Below are 15,662 nucleotides of genomic sequence, written 5' to 3' on the forward strand. Positions count from 1 at the left end.
CTTCCGATGGGTGTTACTGAGTGCGGACGAGGCCGCCGTCGCAGCGCAGTGCCACTCCGGTGATGTAGCCGGCCCGTGCGCTGCAGAGGAACGCGGCGGCGTCCCCGAATTCGTCCGCGGTGCCGTAGCGTCCGACCGGGATGGTGGATCGCGAGCGGCGGGCCACGTCCTCGGGGGCGACCCCCTCCCGTTCCGCCTGCGCCGCGTCGAGCCGGGCGACCCGATCGGTGGCGATGCGGCCGGGGAGGAGCATGTTCACGGTGACGCCGTCGGCGCCCACCTCGCTCGCGAGCGTCTTCAGGTAGCCGGCCAGCGCAGCCCTGCCGAGGTTGGAGCCGGCGAGGTGGGGGAGGGGCGCGACGACGCCGGTGGAGCCGACCGCCAGAATCCGTCCCCAGCCGCGAGCGCGCATGCCGGGCAGCGTGCGCTGGATGAGGTTGTGTCCCGGCGAGACGAGCTGTTCGACGGCGGCCGTCAGGTCGGCGGCGCTCAGGTCGGCGGCGGTCGACGGGCTCGGACCCGGTCCGTTGATGACGAGGATGTCGATCGGGCCGAACGCCGCTTCCGTCGCGGCGATCGCAGCTGCGCGGGAGGCGGCGTCGGTGACGTCCAGTTCGACCGCGATGGCGGAGGGGAGCGCTGCGGCGACCTCCTGGGCGGCGGCGAGCCTGCGACCGGTGACGACGACGTTCGCGCCCTCGCGTCCGAGCGATTCGGCGACGGCCCGTCCGAGACCGGCGGTGGACGCGGCGACGAAGGCGGTGCGTCCGTGGAGTCCGAGGTCCATCAGCCGGCCTTTCCGATGAGTTCGGCGCGAGCGAGCTGGTCGGCGGCGATCGCGCGCAGCTGCTCGGGGAACGGCGCGGCCGGCGGGCGGACGGCGCCCTCGCTCAGGAGCCCCCGGCGGGCCAGGAGGTCCTTGCGGAGCGCGAGCGCCACCCGGGGCTGCTGTTCGAAGTTGACGAGGGGGAGGTAGCGGAGGAACGCCTCACGGGCGCCGTCCCTGTCACCGGCGTGCCACGCGCTCACGCAGGCGACGAGCGCCTCGGGGAAGGAGAATCCGGTCATCGCCCCGGCGGCGCCCGCGGCGAGCTCGTCGAGCAGGCTCTGACCGCCGAGCCCGCCGAACACGGAGACGTCGACGCGCTCGACGATGCGGGCGATGGCGGCGGCCGTCGGCGGCGCCTCGGCCTTGACCGCGCAAATGAACGGGCACGCTTCGACGATCTCGATCAGGCTGTCGGTGGAGGCCGTGACGTGGCTGGCCACCGGGTAGTCCTGCAGCACGATCGGTGTTCCGACCGCGGCGTGGATGGCGTGGAGGTGTTCGATGACGACCGCGGGGGAGGCGCTGTTGAGCTGCACCATGACGGCGCGGACGCTGTCGCCGACCGCGCTGAGCGCCGACACGATCTCGGCGATCGCGGGCGCGGTCGCGAGGGCGCTCACGCCGACCACCATCGGGAGGTCCGTGGCGTCGGCGACGGTGCGCAGGACGGTCGTGCGCTCCTGGGGGCTGAGCGAGGAGGCCTCCCCGAACACCCCGAGCACCGTGAGGCCGGTGGCGCCGCAGGCCTCGTAGAACCGGACCAGCCGGGTGAGGCTGGGGAGGTCCAGGTCCCGGACCGGCCCGGCGAAGGGCGTGGCGACGACGCCCCACACGCCGCGTTCCAACGGCGCCGCGGCCGTCATCGGCCCTTCCATTCCGGCCGGCGCTTCTCCTGGAAGGCGGCGATGCCTTCGACGGCGTCCTCGCTGTCCAGGGCGGCCATCAGCGCGGGGAGCCGCATCCCGCGCGCCTCCGCGGCGGTGAGGTGCGCCGTGCGGCTGACCATCTGCTTGACGGCGCGCACCGAAGTGGGCGCGCAGGCGAGGATGTCCGCGATCCAGCGCTCCGTGGCGTCGTCGAGCTCGTCGGCCGCGACCACCTCGTTCACGAGGCCCATCGCCGCCATCTCGGCGGCCGACGCCTTCCGTCCCGTCAGCAGCATCCCCATCGCCTGGGTGTACGGAACCCGCCGGACCAGGAGGTGGATGCCGCCGTCCAGGGCGAGCCGTCCGACCCGGGGCTCGGTCAGACCGAAGCGCGCACTCTCGCTCGCGATGACGATGTCGGCGCCGAGCACCATCTCCATGCCGCCGCCGAGAGCGTAGCCGTTCACCTTCGCGATCACCGGGATGTCGAGGGTGCCGCGCAGGCTCAGGCCGCCGAACCCGTTCGGGTCCAGCTCCGCCCAGTACTCCAGGCCGGTCTTGCCGACGCCCGAGGCGGACATGTCCGCGCCCGTGCAGAACGCCTTCTCACCGGCGCCGGTGAGGACCACCGCCCGGACCGCGGGGTCGGCCTCGATGGCGGCCCAGATCTCGTTCAGCCGCTCGTGCGTCCGGCGGTCGACCGCGTTGAGCACCTGCGGACGGTCGATGGTGACGGTCGCGATCCCGCGTGCGTCGAGCTCGTAGCGGACCTCGTCGGTCATCCCAGCACTCCCAGCCCCTGCAGCTTTCCGATGGTCTCCTCGTCGAAGCCGTGCTCGCGCAGCACCTCCACGTTGTGCTCGCCGAGGCGGGGCGCGACGCGGCGCACGGAGGCGGGCGTCTCGGAGAGGTGGATCGGCGCGTTCAGCATGCTGAACCGGCCGGCCACCGGATGCTCGGCTTCGACGATCATCCCGTTCGCGACCGTCTGCGGGTCCGCGAGCGTGTCGGCGAGGGTCAGGACGGGGGCGTTGAGGACGCCCTCCGCTTCGAGGCGGGCCGTCCAGTGCGCCGTGGTGTTCGTCGCGCACTGCCGGGCCAGGAGGCTCTGCAGCTCGGCGCGGTTCTCCACCTGCTTCTCGAACGTCGAGAACTCCGGGCGCAGGGTGAGGTTCTCCCCGAACTCCAGGGCGGTGCTGATCCGCAGGAGCGGGTCGGGGGAGAAGCCGCCCACGAAGCACACCGCCGAGTCGGTCGTGGCGAAGACGCCGGTCAGCGGCATGGCTCCCCAGTTGACCTCGAAGCCCCGGTTGAGCTGCATGGACGCCTCCTGCATCTGCATGTGCAGCATGGAGTCGTACATGCTCACCTCCACCCGCTGCCCCTCACCGGTGGCGTCGCGGGTGCGGAGGGCGAGCAGGATGCCCTGGAACAGGTGCATGCCCGTCGTGTAGTCGCACAGGGTCGTCGGGTAGACCGACAGCGGCAGCTCCTCGGAGCTGCGCCGCCACATCACGCCCGAGTAGGCCTGGTTGATGACGTCCTGACCGCCCAGGTCGGAGTGCGGCCCGGTCGGCCCGAACCCGGTGCCCGACGCCCAGATCAGCCGCGGATTGAGGGACCGGAGCTCGTCGTAGCCGAAGCCCATCCGCTCCATCACGCCTGCCCGGAAGTTGCTGACCACCACATCGGCGCCCGCGATGATCTCCCGGAGCACGGCGCGGCCCTCCTCCTGCTTGGTGTCGACCGTGATGCCGCGCTTGTTGCGGTTGATCGAGAGGAAGATCGGGTTGTCCTTGCCGTGGCGGTCGGGCAGCGAGTTGCGCGACGTGTCGCCTGTCCCCGGTCGCTCGACCTTGATGACGTCAGCGCCGAAGTCGCCGAGCATCTGCGTGCAGCTCGGCCCCATGAAGACCTGCGTGAAGTCGACGACCGTGATCCCGGCCAGCGGGAGTGCGGCGTCGGCGGATTCCTGTGCCAGCGGGGTCATGAGGCGACCTCCACCGACTCGGCGTCCACCGACTCGATGAGCGCGTTGGCGGCGGGGCGGTCGCCGGGGTCTGCGTTGTGCTCGCGCATCCCGCGCTGGATGTCGGTCGCCTCCACCTCGCGCACGGTGATCCCCTTCTGCACGGCCAGGGCGGCGGCCACGGCGGTCGCCTGACCCATCGCCATGCACGGCGGGATCTCCCGCGACGACTTCTGCGCGTCGGAGGTCGCAGAGAAGTGTCGGCCGGCGACGAGCAGCTGGTCGACGTTCTTGGGGAGCAGGGAGCGGTACGGGTAGTAGTAGTCGCGGCCGCGGGCGACCGTGTCCGCGAAGTGGCGGCGCTGCACCACATCGTCCTTCGTCATGACGTACTCGCCCTGCAGGAGCCTGGTCTGCCGCACGCCGATCTGCGGGGCGGTGTCGAGCACGTAGGAGTCCTGGAACCCCGGGAGGAACTCCCTCACGTAGGCGACGGCCTCCACGATGCGGTCACGGCCCGCGAAGTCCGCCTCGGTCAGCGACCGGGGATCGGTGCCGTCGAACCCGCTCATGTGCGGGGCGTTGCACCAGACGACCCCGGGAAGCGGCGTCTTCAGCCACCACAGGTCCCAGGCGCCGCCGAGGATGCGCTTGACCTGCTTGTTGATGGCCCGCGCCTCCTTCGGGTTCTGCTGCTCGTACTCCTCGGCGAGCCGGGTGTCCACGCCGCCGAGCCGGAACACGAGGGTCGTGATGTACGAGCCCTGGATGAAGTCGGCGCCGGCGCGGGACGCCACGTCGATGTCGCCGGTCGTGTCGATCACGACCGTGCCGAGGTGCGCCTCCGGACCGGCCTTCGTCTCGACGATGACGCCCTTCATCACGCCGTCGTCGACGATCGGCCGCGAGAAGAAGGAGTGCAGCACGAGGTTGACCCCGGACTCCCGCACCAGGTCGTTGGAGACGCGCTTCCAGCCGTCCGGATCGAAGGCGGCCGCGTAGCAGATCGGCTTCGGGTGGGAGTGGCTGTGGAAGTCGAAGGTGCCGTACCGGCCCCACTTGTTCCACAGCTCCTGCGACATGGCCCGGTCCTCCGCGGGCGGGACGACGGCCAGGCCGAGCTTCTGCATCCGCTCGATGTACTCCGAGACGATGCCGGTGACGGTGATCTCCTGGCCGTTGATCATGTCGTCGAGCACGAGCACCATCCCGCCCGAGGCGAGGCCGCCGAGGTAGGAGTAGCGCTCGATGAGGGTGACCGACATGCCGCTGCGGGCCGCGGTCACCGCCGCCGACACCCCTGCGGGCCCCCCGCCCACGACGAGCACGTCGGAGCGGGAGACGATCGGGGCGGAGTTCTCGTCCGAGTGGATGAGCAGGTGTTGCGAGGACATTGCTTTTGTTACCTTCCGATGTGGAGGCCGTTGATCCGGCGCGCCAGGACGTAGAGGACGATGCTGATGACCATCAGGACCGCCCCGTAGACGGAGAACAGCCAGGTCTGGTGGATCGAGGCGCACCAGACCACGAGGTACGCGGCCGTGCCGCCGAAGATCGCGACGCCGAGGCCGTAGCCCAGGGCCGTGCCCGCGCCGCGCGACGCCTTGGGCATCAGTGTCGAGGTCACGACGTTGTAGAGGGTCATGTTCAGCACCATGACGATGGAGCCGCCCAGCATGACCCAGGCGAAGGCGCCGATTCCGGGCTTGACGTAGAGCAGGATCAGGAACATCGACGGGACGGCGAGGGCCCGCGTCCAGATGAACCACGTCGAGAGCGCCTTGCCGTCGACCAACTTGCCGACGATGAGGGACCCGACGACCATGACGACGGACAGCAGCGTCGTGATCCCGAAGACGGCGGTGGGGGATTCGTTCATGACGGTCCGCGCGGTGCTCGGCAGCCCGGTGGTCCATGCGTAGTTGTAGACCTGGACCGCGCCGACGACGAAGACGATGGCCAGCACGCTCAGCCAGTTCTTCCCGACGCTGCTCCAGATCGCGCCGGTCGAGGACTCTTCGAGCTCCTCGCGCGTCATGGTCTCCGGCAGGCGGCGTCGCAGGTACAGGACGACGACGCTGCCGACCACGGCGATGGCGAACGGGACGCGCCAGCCCCAGTCCGCCATCGCGGTCGGGCCGAGCACGAGCACGGTCAGGAAGGTAAGGAGGGAGGCGGCCAGGATGCCGAAGTTGACGAACGCGCTCATGGTGCCCGCCACGGTGCCTTCGCGGCCTTCGGGGACGAGCTCGAGGCCTTGCGCGGTCGCGAGCGGCCCCTCCACGCCGGTGGAGATGCCCTGGACGATGCGGGTGAGCAGCAGGATGATGCCTGCCCAGGGGCCGATCTGCGCGTAGGTCGGGCACACGGCGATGACGAGGGTGGTGATCGCCATCAGGCCGATGCTGAGGATCATGATCTTCCGGCGGCCGATGCGGTCGGCGAACGTGCCGAGGATGATGCCGCCGACCGGGCGGAAGAAGAACCCGACGGCGAACACCGCGAGCGCGCTCAGAGTGGCGGCGACGGGGCTTCCGGCGGGGAAGAACTTCGGGCCGAGGTAGGACGCCATCAGGCCGAACAGCATCCAGTCGTACCACTCCAGAGTGCCGCCGAGTCCGAGGGCGGTGAGGCCTCGGCGCGTCTCCGGGGTGAGCCGGGTGCGGGTACTCGGTCGGGTGCTGACTTCGTTGTCAATCAATGTCTTCTCCTCTTCGAGAGCATGGAAACATCACTTGCGCATCGCCCCCGCTGGGGCGGCGCCGCGTACGTCGAAGGTCGGCTCACGAGGGGGTAGCGCCTCGTGCGGACGATCCGGTGGGGGTTCCGGCGTAAGGTTCGTTAACTATATCGAGAGCGTTAAAAATAGTAAAGAAACTAGCCGACGACTTTCCTGGCCTTCAAGTCGGCCACGACCGAGGGGGAGTAGCCGAGCTCGTGCAGCACTTCCGTCGTGTGGGCGCCCAGCCGCGGGGGAGCGTGGCGCACGGCCGGGTCCACGGCGGAGAGCGCGACCGGAGGGGCGATGGTCCGCACATTCCGGCCGTCCTCGTCGACGAACTCGAGGATCATGCCGTTGTGGAGGGTCTGCGCGTTCTGGAGCGCCTGGGAGAGATCCAGCACCGGCCCGCACAGCACGTCCTCGGTCTCGAGCGCGGCCAGCCAGTGCTCCGTCGTCCGCTCGAGGAACCGGCGCGCCAGGATGGCACGGATCTCGGCACGGTTCTCGCGCAGGCCGGCGAGTGTGCTGAAGCGCTCCTCGAGCGAGAGGTCGGGCAGTCCGAGTGCGGCGCAGATGTCGGCGAGCGGGTTGGGCTTGAACGCGCCGATGACGACGATCTCCGCGTCGAGGGTGGGGAAGCAGCCGGTGAGCGGCATGAGGGCCCAGTTGAGCTCCTCGTCGATGGTCAGGCGTGCGGTGGCCTCCTGCATCTGCAGGGCCAGCATCGAGTTGAGCAGGCTGACGTCCACGACCTGACCGACCCCGGTGCGCTCGCGCTGAAGGACGGCGAGGAGGATGCCCTGCACGAGGTGCTGGCCTGCGGTGTAGTCGGCGATCGGCGTCGCGTAGATGGCGATCGGGTGCTCCGGGTCGGCCCGGCGTTTCATGACCCCGGAGTACGCCTGGCCGAGGATGTCCTGGCCGCCTTTGTGCGCGTACGGGCCGCTCCTGCCGAACCCGGAGCCTGCGGCCCAGATGATCCGCGGGTTGATCGCGGCGAGTTCGTCGTAGCCGAGCTCCAGCCGTTCCATGACTCCCGGCCGGAAGTTGCTGACGATCACGTCGGCGTCGCGGACCAGATCACGGACGACGGATCGGCCCTCCGGCGTGGAGAGGTCGATGACGATGCTGCGCTTGTTGCGGTTCAGCGCCGAGAAGACGGGGTTCTCGTCGGCGCCGGCGAAGACCCCGACGCGGGAGAGGTCGCCGGCTCCCGGACGCTCGACCTTGATGATGTCGGCGCCGAAGTCGCCGAGGGTCTGCGTGCAGGACGGCCCCAGCATCACCTGGGTGAGGTCGATGACCCGCAGGCCCTCCAGTGGCAGTGTCATGCGGCTCCGTCACCAGCTCGGCGGCGAGATGACCCAGACGGCTGTGCAGACCTCGTCCGAGGTGTTCTTGTACCAGTGCGGGATCGTCGAGTTGAAGGTGATGGAGTCTCCCGCTTCGAGCTCGTACTTCTCGCCATCGATGAAGACTTCCTTCTTCCCCGAGATGATGATCCCGAACTCCTCGCCGCGATGCGTGAAGGGGGTTCCGCTCGAGTCGTGCCCGGGGGGAGTCTCGACCCAGAGCGCCTCCAGCGTCCCGTGCAGGTCGGGCGAGAGCAGCTCGAAGACCGTGCGGCCGCGCGCCTCCGCCACGGTCGAGAGCAGGTTGCGTCTGTCCGCCTTCCGCACGACGGGCGAGCGGGAGACCGCCTGCTGGGAGAAGAGCTCGCCGACCGGGATGTCCAGCCCGTGGGCGATCTGGGCCAGCGTCGAGAAGGACGGATTCGCGAGCCCGCGCTCGACCTGACTGATGATCGCCGTGCTGAGCCCGGTCCGCTGGGTCATCGCGCTGAGGGTCAGTCCTCGCGCTTTCCGCCGCGCCCGCACGGTGTCCCCGATGCCCTCGAGGATCACTTCCAGTGACGCGCCCTGAGGGGAGTCGGCCTTGCTGTTCGACATTGACCACCCTTTCGTCCTCAGTATCCTAAACGCGTTAACTGAGACGTCGGCGGCCACTCAATCGCGGGAGAGCGTCAGCGCGATCTCGAAGCTTCGCGCCCACGGCAGATCGACCTCGGTCACCCGCCACGGGGACCCGGGCGCGACACGCGTGAGGAAGGCCTGGAGTCCCGCCACGATGCGCTCGCGGGCGACGGCCTGGGCGGCCTCCTCGACCGGGCCGATGCGGCCGCCGAACACGTCGTCGTGCAGCGAGCGGCGGATCGCGCTCTGGTAGGCGCAGTCGTCGAGGACCCGGGTCAGCAGGGCCCGTTCGGCCGCCACTGCGTCGAGCGAGCCCGTCCGCGTGCCGACCCAGCGGGCTGCGGCCTGGGCGACGACGCCTCCGATGGTGTTCCCCGCGGTGTTCCAGCCGCCGTACGACGACAGAGCGAGCAGCAGGCCCTCCTCGGCCAGGCGGTCCACGAGGAGCGGGTCGCCGCCGTTGCTGAAGCGGACATCCGCCAGGGCCACAGGGGTCTCGTCGTCCAGTGCGGCCCGGACGAGTTCCACCGTGCGCTCGACGGCAGCGGGATCGGACAGCGGAAGAGCGCCGAAGCAGTCGCCGCGGCCGGGGTCCGGCGCGTGGACGACGAGCGCGATGTCGCGATGTCCTCCGTCGTCCGCCACGACACCGCCGGCGGCCTCGACCTGCCGGCGCACGCTGTGGATCAGCGGGAGGTTCTCGAAGTTCGGCACCCGATCGAGACCGTCCGGTTCGCCGCACAGCACGGAGAACACGGGGACGGCACCGGAGACCAGCGCACGCGCCACCAGCACGGCGCCGACCTCGTCGGCGCCCGGATACATCATGACGCTGCGGCCGCCGGGCAGCGCGCGCCGCCAGTGCCGCAGCCAGACCTGCTCGGCCGACCCCGCCGAGTGCGGCGCGGTGTCGTCGGCGGTGATCGCCAGAGTGTCCAGGTCGCCGCGTTCGTGGAGTGCGAGCGTCTCCAGGTTCACGAGGTGGTTGCGCAGCCGCCGCAATTCGAAGTCGCGCACGACGTCGCTGGCGATCGGGCAGTCGACGCTCCCCGGCATCCCGTCGGCTCCGGCGACCTCCCGTTCGAGCGCACGATGCAGGTCGCCGCCGAGCCGATGGAGCTCGCGCCCGGCCGTGGACCAGTACTCCGGCTCCTCGACGTCGGAGTACGAGTCGCTCGCACGCACGACCAGGGACGCTGCCGACACCGTCAGGTCCGGGCGAAGGGAACGCAGCTCGCCGAAGATCCCGAGTCGGCCCAGGGCGTCGACGGTCGAGTCGTCGGAGATCCTGGCCGGGATGATCCCGCCGTGGACGACCGTGTCGACGCACGCGATCAGGTGCGTGGTGGCGGGGTCCTGCGCCTGGTCGCGCATCCATTGGTGGAGTCCGCCCAGCGCCGCCGGCGCCCGCATCGCCGGCATCACGTCGGAGGGCGGCGTCGCCAGCGGGACACCCGCGATGGCGGCGACCTGGCGAGGCAGGTCCACATTGACCGGTCGCTCGTCGAGCGGGACGAGGCTGAGGCGCATCGGTGCGCTCCTTCCGCTGGGCCGCGCCTCAGCGGGCGCGACGGATCTCGAGTTCGTAGTGGTAGCGGTCGCCCCGGTAGGTCGACTCTGCGTACTCGATGGCGATGTCGCGCGCGTCGTAGCTGGTCCGCTCCACGAAGAACGCCGGGGAGAACGGTGGCGCGTCGAGCAGCCGCGCCTGGTCCGGGTCGAGGACGCTGGCGCGGATGCTCTGCTCCGCCCACTCCAGCCGGAGGCCGTAATCGTCCTCCATGATCTTGTAGAGCGACTCGGTCCCCACGTTGTCGATCAGGCCCGGGAAGAGCAGCGGGTTGAGGTACGAGTCCTCCAGGGCCATCGGCTCGCCGTCGGCCGTGCGGGCGCGGCGGATGTGGAAGACCTCCGCCGACGGGCTCATCCGCAGCCGCGCGCCCAACTTCACGCCGGCCGGGATCGTCTCGCTGACGAGGATGGTCGAGCCGGGCACCAGGCCGCGCGCCCGCATGTCCTCGCTGAAGGAGGTGAGCTCGACGGATTTCGTGATCCGCGGCGCCGCGACGAACGTTCCGGCGCCCTGGACCCGGTAGACCAGGCCGTCGTGCTCCAGGCGGTCGAGGGCGCGCCGCACGGTGAGCCTGCTGACGTCGAACTCCACAGCGAGGTCGCGTTCGGCGGGCAGCTTGGTGTGCGGCTCCAGCCCCTGGTCGATCACGTCGACCAGGTGCTGGCGGAGGCGCTCCGACTTCGTGTGCTGCTCGGCCATGCGTTCTCCCGCCTGACGGACGTTATTGGTAGATACCATTTTAGGACTTTGGAGGATCTCTTTCGCAAATTTCGTGTCGAGTCGGCGAAATCGTTGACAGCCTCTCATCGAATGGAGTACACCAATCCTAAGCAATCTTCATTCCGTTCCCACCAACCCCCGAAGGATACCCATGAAGAACGGCAGAAACTCGCGGCGCTTCGCTCTCCGCGCCGCAGCGGTCTCCAGCGTCGCCATCACGGCGATCGCCCTCACCGGGTGCGCCGGCGCCCAACCGTCGGGCCCGACCAAGATCACCTTCTCCTACCTGTGGGGAGGCCCCGAGGCCAAGGCCCTCGAGAAAGTCATCGCCGACTTCAACTCGAGCCAGACCGCGATCAAGGTCGTCGGCGTCTCCAGCCCCGACGCCCAGAAGCAGCTCACCTCGATGTCGTCGAGCAACGGCAGCTTCGACGTCTCCGACAACTTCGGCAACGTCACCGGGTCGTGGGCCGCGAAGGGCATCCTCGCGCCGCTCGACCAGTACCTGGCGGGGGACGGCGTCAAGCTCAAGGACTTCGAGCCGGCCGCTCTCCAGCAGATGCAGTACAAGGGCAAGACCTACGCGCTCCCCATTGCGGTGCACACCCAGGAGCTCCTGTACAACAAGGACCTCCTCGCCGCGGCGGGCGTGCAGCCGCCGACCACCACCGACGAGCTCGCGACGGCGATCGCCAAGCTCACCAAGACGGATGCCAACGGCAACATCACCCAGATCGGGCTCGGCAACCCGTCGGCCACGACCCTGATGACCGCACTCGGATACGCGTTCGGCGGCACCTGGGACGGCCCCAAGAACGACAAGCCCAGCCCGGACGACCCGAAGAACATCGAAGCGCTCAACTGGTACACCGACAATGTGACGAAGAAGTTCGGCGCGGCCAAGATCGCGACCTTCACCAGCGGCCTCGGGCAGTACATGTCCGCTCAGGACCCGTTCTACACGGGCAAGGAGGCGATGGTCCTCGACGGCGAGTGGCAGGCCGTCAACATCCCCCAGGTCGCACCGAACCTCCACTACGGCGTCATCGACCTCCCGACGGCGGACCCGAGCCTCGCCGGCACCACGGCGGTCTCCACGAGCACGCTGTTCATCCCGAGCAACTCGAAGCACAAGGCGGAGGCCGCGAAGTTCCTCGCCTACATGATGAGCGACAAGGCGATGACGGCGTTCACCCTGGCTCTCGGCAACCTGCCGTCGAAGACGTCGCTCCTGACGGACTCGGCGTACAGCGCGATTCCGAACTTCGACGCCTGGCTGAAGCCGCTGGGCGGGAAGAACGCGCAGGCGATGGCGAGCCAGCCCTACAGCGCCCAGTACTCGACCGATCTCGGAACGGCCTTCGACGACGTGGTCCGCGGAGTGGCCACGCCGGAGGCCGCGATGAAGTCCGTCGCGGACAAGGCCTCCTCGTACGATGCCGGCTGACGTCCGGCCTCTGCACAAGCGCGGCGCGCGACGCCAGACCCTCCTGGGTCTGGCGTTCGCGTCGCCGTTCATCATCGGCGGTGCGGTCTTCATCGTCTACCCGGTGCTGGCCTCCGCGGGCTACAGCTTCACCGACTTCAACCTGTTCCAGTCGCCGACCTTCGTCGGGCTCGACAACTACGTCAGGATGGTCGGGGACTCGACCTTCTGGAAGAGCCTGGCGAACACGCTGTTCCTCACCGTCCTCGGCGTGCCGCTGACCATCGGCATCGCGATCGCCGGCGCGCACGCCCTGAACTTCCCCGTGCGCGGCCAGCCCCTCTACCGAGCGCTCGTCTACCTGCCCACGATCGTCCCGGTGGTCGTCGGAGGCTACCTGTGGCGCTGGCTGCTCAACAGCCAGTACGGGTTCGTGAACTACTTCCTCGGCCTGCTGCACCTGCCGCAGCCCGCGTGGCTGGAGGAGCCCGACTGGGGCAAGCCCGCCATCCTGCTGATGTGCCTGTGGACGATCGGCGGCTCGATGGTGATCTACCTCGCGGCCATCAAGGAGGTCCCGCGCGAGCTCTACGAGGCGGCGGAGATCGACGGCGCCGGCTGGTGGGCGCGGTTCCGCTACATCACCTGGCCGACCGTGTCACCGATCACCCTCTTCCAGATCATCGTGACCGTGATCGCCTACCTCCAGATCTTCACGCAGCCGTACCTGCTCACCCAGACCCGGCTGAACGCGGCGAGCGGAGGCCCGGGGCAGTCGATGATCAGCTACGCGATGTACCTGTTCCAGAACGCTTTCGACTTCCTGAAGATGGGCTACGCCTCCGCGATGGCGTGGGTGCTCTTCCTGATCACACTGGCGATCACCCTGATCCTGCTGAAGACGTCGAAGAGGTGGGTGCACTATGACTCTGAACGCGACTAGAGACGCAGAGCGGCTGGAGGTCGAGCCGCCGGCTCCGGAGCCGCGCACGCCGCGGCGGCGACCGCTCGGCACAGGCGCGAGGTTCGTCACGGTGTGGGTGCTGGCCCTGGTCTTCGCCTTCCCGTTCCTCGTCATGCTGAGCACCGCTTTCACCAAGCCGGCGGACATCTTCAGCTCGCCGCCGTCGCTGTGGCCCAAGGAGTGGACGCTCGCCAACTTCGAGGCGGTGTTCCAGGCCATCCCGTTCTGGCAGTACCTCGGCAACACGCTCCTGGTCGCGGGGCTCTCGGTCGCCGGGATGCTGATCGCGTCCCCGCTCGTGGCCTATTCGCTCTCCAAGATCGGCTGGCGCGGAAAGCGCCCGCTCCTCATCGTCGTGATGGCCACGATGATGCTGCCGCCGCAGGTGACAATGATCCCGTTGTTCCTGCTGTGGAACGGGCTGGGCGCGACGAACTCGTACCTGCCGCTGGTGGCTCCGGCGTTCTTCGGCACGCCGTTCCTGATCTTCATGATCCGGCAGTTCCTGATGTCCGTCCCCGACGAGCTGCTGCAGGCGGCGCGCATCGACGGAGCGTCGGAGCTGCGGATCTACCTCTCGATCGTTCTGCCGCTCGCGCGTCCCGCGCTCATCACGGCCGCGATCTTCCAATTCGTGTGGGCGTGGACCGATTTCCTGAACCCGCTCATCTACTTGAACGACGCGTCGAAGTACACGCTGTCCATCGGCCTGTACACCTTCTTCGGCGAGCACACGGTCGAGTGGGGGCCGCTGATGGCCGCCTCGGTGCTGTTCACGGTCCCCGCGCTCGCGCTCTTCGTCGTGTTCCAGCGTTACTTCGTAGGGGGGATCAGTGCCGGTGCACTCAAATAGCGAGCAGTACGAACTCGACCTCGAAGGCGCGGCCGTCGCCCAGGAGCCTCGCCTGTTGGTCGAGGCGCTCGCCGGGCGCCTCGTCGTGTCGTGCCAGGCGTCGGCGAACCACCCGATGCGCAGCACCGAGGCGATCGTGCGGATGGCGGAGAGCGCGATCCTGGGGGGAGCGGCCGGCCTGCGGATCAACAGCCCCGACGACGTGCGGGCGGTCAGGCCGCTCACCGGTCTGCCGATCATCGGGCTGGACAAGGAGCAGGGCGCGCGCCGCAACGTCATCACGGCACGCATCGACCAGGCTGCGGAGCTGGTCGGCGCGGGCGCCGACATCGTGGCGATCGACGCGACGACGGAGGTGATCGACGACATCGCAGGGCACGTCCGCAGAATGATCGACGCGATCGGGGTGCCGGTCATGGCGGATGTCTCGACCCTCGACGAGGGCCTCCGAGCCGCGGAGGGCGGCGCGACCTTTGTCGGCACGACCCTCTCGGGATACACGCCGTACACGCAGCGCCTCGACCAGAGTCCTGACGTCGAGCTCGTGGGCGCCCTGGCGGCCTCGGGCATCCGGGTCGTCGCCGAGGGGCGCTACGCCTCGCCCGCCGACGTCAGGAGGGCGTTCGACGCCGGCGCGTTCGCGGTGGTGGTCGGGGGAGCGATCACCGACCCCGTCGCGATCACCCGGCGATTCGTCGCAGCCACGAGGAAGCGGTGATGACCCCGCGCCGCGCGCTCGGCATCGACATCGGAGGCACCAAGATCGCAGCGGCGATGGTGGACGAGGACGGCACGACCGCGACGCCGCTCATCGTCCCCACGCCGGCGGCAGATGGGCCGGACGCGATCCTCGACGCGGCAGCGGCGCTGGCGCGGCGCGTCATGACCGAGGCAGGGTCCATCCCGGAGGCCGTCGGGCTCGGGAGCGCCGGAGCGTTCGACCTGAGGGGAACGGTCATCCATTCGACGGACCACCTCGCCGGCTGGCTCGGCACGCGCGTCGGCCAGGGGCTGGAAGCCCGGCTCGACCTCCCCGTGACGGTTCTCAACGACGTGCACGCGGCCGCATTGGGAGAACTCTCGGTCGGCCCGGATCGCGGCGTCGGCCCACAGCTGTTCGTCGCGGTCGGGACCGGCATCGGAGGGGCGCTCATCGTGAACGACCGATTGATCCGTGGCTCTTCGGGGATGGCCGGCTCCGTCGGGCACGTCCGCGTGCGCTCGGAGCTCTCCCGTCAGTGCTCGTGCGGTGGACGCGATCATGCCGAGGCGTTCGCAAGCGGCCCCGCGATGGAGCGGACGTATCGCGAGCGCACCGGTATCGACGCACGGCTCCCCTCGATCGGCGAGCGATCGCGACGAGGCGATTCCGACGCTGCCGACGTCATCGAGTCGGCGACGGGCCGACTCGCTGAGGCGCTCGCAGCCGCCATCAGCGTCTGCGATGTGGAGACGATCATCCTGGGTGGGGGCGTCTCCGGGTTGGGGACGATCTTCACGGCGCCGCTTTCCGCGTCGCTGCGCGCTGAGCTGGGCGCTCGGTCTCCGCAGGTCCGAGTCGAGCTCGCCGCCCTCGGCGATCGGGCGACGGTCGTCGGGGCCGCGACGGCGGCGTGGCGGATCGGCACCGGGTCGACGATCGAGGAGCTCTTCGTCTGATTCCGGGCGTGGAGCGGCCACGCGGTATCACCGCGGTCGCGGCGAGGTCAAGCCCACCAGGGTCCACTCCGATCTGTCTTAGCTTCGTCGAGAGCGGACGGCACCTCC

General features: G+C 69.4%; 15 protein-coding genes. 5 read left to right on the forward strand and 10 right to left on the reverse strand.

All coding sequences use genetic code 11. The features are described from left to right. Positions 1-13 precede the first annotated feature (13 nt). The 10 genes from ACFRFH_RS08740 to ACFRFH_RS08785 form a co-directional block, all read right to left on the reverse strand. Positions 14-787, reverse strand: coding sequence for an SDR family oxidoreductase (locus ACFRFH_RS08740; RefSeq protein WP_382462583.1), 774 nt, complete (start codon positions 785-787; stop codon positions 14-16). Continuing rightward, positions 787-1,692 carry a dihydrodipicolinate synthase family protein gene (locus ACFRFH_RS08745; RefSeq protein WP_382462584.1) on the reverse strand — a complete coding sequence of 302 codons (906 nt, stop codon included), beginning with the start codon at positions 1,690-1,692 and terminating at the stop codon, positions 787-789. Before ACFRFH_RS08745 ends, ACFRFH_RS08740 begins: the two co-directional genes overlap by 1 nt. Beyond that, positions 1,689-2,477 carry an enoyl-CoA hydratase-related protein gene (locus ACFRFH_RS08750; RefSeq protein WP_382462585.1) on the reverse strand — a complete coding sequence of 263 codons (789 nt, stop codon included), beginning with the start codon at positions 2,475-2,477 and terminating at the stop codon, positions 1,689-1,691. Before ACFRFH_RS08750 ends, ACFRFH_RS08745 begins: the two co-directional genes overlap by 4 nt. After that, a complete protein-coding gene (locus ACFRFH_RS08755; protein ID WP_382462586.1) occupies positions 2,474-3,685 on the reverse strand; it encodes a CaiB/BaiF CoA transferase family protein in 1,212 nt (403 codons plus the stop codon). The genes ACFRFH_RS08750 and ACFRFH_RS08755 overlap by 4 nt, the downstream gene beginning before the upstream one ends. Beyond that, positions 3,682-5,058: an FAD-dependent oxidoreductase gene (locus ACFRFH_RS08760; protein WP_382462587.1), complete on the reverse strand. Its 1,377-nt coding sequence runs from the start codon at positions 5,056-5,058 to the stop codon at positions 3,682-3,684. Before ACFRFH_RS08760 ends, ACFRFH_RS08755 begins: the two co-directional genes overlap by 4 nt. A gap of 8 nt (positions 5,059-5,066) precedes the next feature. Continuing rightward, a complete protein-coding gene (locus tag ACFRFH_RS08765; protein WP_382462588.1) occupies positions 5,067-6,365 on the reverse strand; it encodes an MFS transporter in 1,299 nt (432 codons plus the stop codon). Between the two features lie 176 nt (positions 6,366-6,541). Then, complete coding sequence (locus tag ACFRFH_RS08770) at positions 6,542-7,717, reverse strand: CaiB/BaiF CoA transferase family protein (protein ID WP_382462589.1); 1,176 nt, start codon at positions 7,715-7,717, stop codon at positions 6,542-6,544. A 9-nt stretch (positions 7,718-7,726) separates the two neighbouring features. Continuing rightward, a complete protein-coding gene (locus ACFRFH_RS08775; RefSeq protein WP_382462590.1) occupies positions 7,727-8,335 on the reverse strand; it encodes a helix-turn-helix domain-containing protein in 609 nt (202 codons plus the stop codon). Between the two features lie 57 nt (positions 8,336-8,392). Beyond that, entirely contained in the window at positions 8,393-9,889 is a 1,497-nt protein-coding gene (locus tag ACFRFH_RS08780; protein WP_382462591.1) for a DUF4127 family protein, read from the reverse strand. A 28-nt stretch (positions 9,890-9,917) separates the two neighbouring features. Continuing rightward, positions 9,918-10,631 (reverse strand): GntR family transcriptional regulator, encoded by a 714-nt coding sequence (locus tag ACFRFH_RS08785; RefSeq protein ID WP_382462592.1) that lies wholly within the window; start codon positions 10,629-10,631, stop codon positions 9,918-9,920. 172 nt (positions 10,632-10,803) lie between these two features. On the opposite strand from ACFRFH_RS08785, the gene ACFRFH_RS08790 reads away from it, so the two are divergent. Genes ACFRFH_RS08790 through ACFRFH_RS08810 form a run of 5 tightly spaced genes read left to right on the forward strand, consistent with a single transcriptional unit; the run spans position 10,804 to position 15,554 of the window. Continuing rightward, positions 10,804-12,099, forward strand: a complete 1,296-nt coding sequence (locus ACFRFH_RS08790; RefSeq protein WP_382462593.1) for an ABC transporter substrate-binding protein — start codon at positions 10,804-10,806, stop codon at positions 12,097-12,099. Beyond that, positions 12,089-13,021 carry a carbohydrate ABC transporter permease gene (locus tag ACFRFH_RS08795; RefSeq protein ID WP_382462594.1) on the forward strand — a complete coding sequence of 311 codons (933 nt, stop codon included), beginning with the start codon at positions 12,089-12,091 and terminating at the stop codon, positions 13,019-13,021. Before ACFRFH_RS08790 ends, ACFRFH_RS08795 begins: the two co-directional genes overlap by 11 nt. After that, complete coding sequence (locus tag ACFRFH_RS08800; RefSeq protein ID WP_382462595.1) at positions 13,002-13,895, forward strand: carbohydrate ABC transporter permease; 894 nt, start codon at positions 13,002-13,004, stop codon at positions 13,893-13,895. The genes ACFRFH_RS08795 and ACFRFH_RS08800 overlap by 20 nt, the downstream gene beginning before the upstream one ends. Next, positions 13,876-14,613 carry an N-acetylmannosamine-6-phosphate 2-epimerase gene (locus tag ACFRFH_RS08805; protein WP_382462596.1) on the forward strand — a complete coding sequence of 246 codons (738 nt, stop codon included), beginning with the start codon at positions 13,876-13,878 and terminating at the stop codon, positions 14,611-14,613. The genes ACFRFH_RS08800 and ACFRFH_RS08805 overlap by 20 nt, the downstream gene beginning before the upstream one ends. Further along, positions 14,613-15,554 carry an ROK family protein gene (locus ACFRFH_RS08810; RefSeq protein ID WP_382462597.1) on the forward strand — a complete coding sequence of 314 codons (942 nt, stop codon included), beginning with the start codon at positions 14,613-14,615 and terminating at the stop codon, positions 15,552-15,554. The genes ACFRFH_RS08805 and ACFRFH_RS08810 overlap by 1 nt, the downstream gene beginning before the upstream one ends. Positions 15,555-15,662 lie beyond the last annotated feature (108 nt).

This window comes from Leifsonia sp. NPDC056824 (genome assembly GCF_042789575.1).
GTDB lineage: Bacteria > Actinomycetota > Actinomycetes > Actinomycetales > Microbacteriaceae > Leifsonia.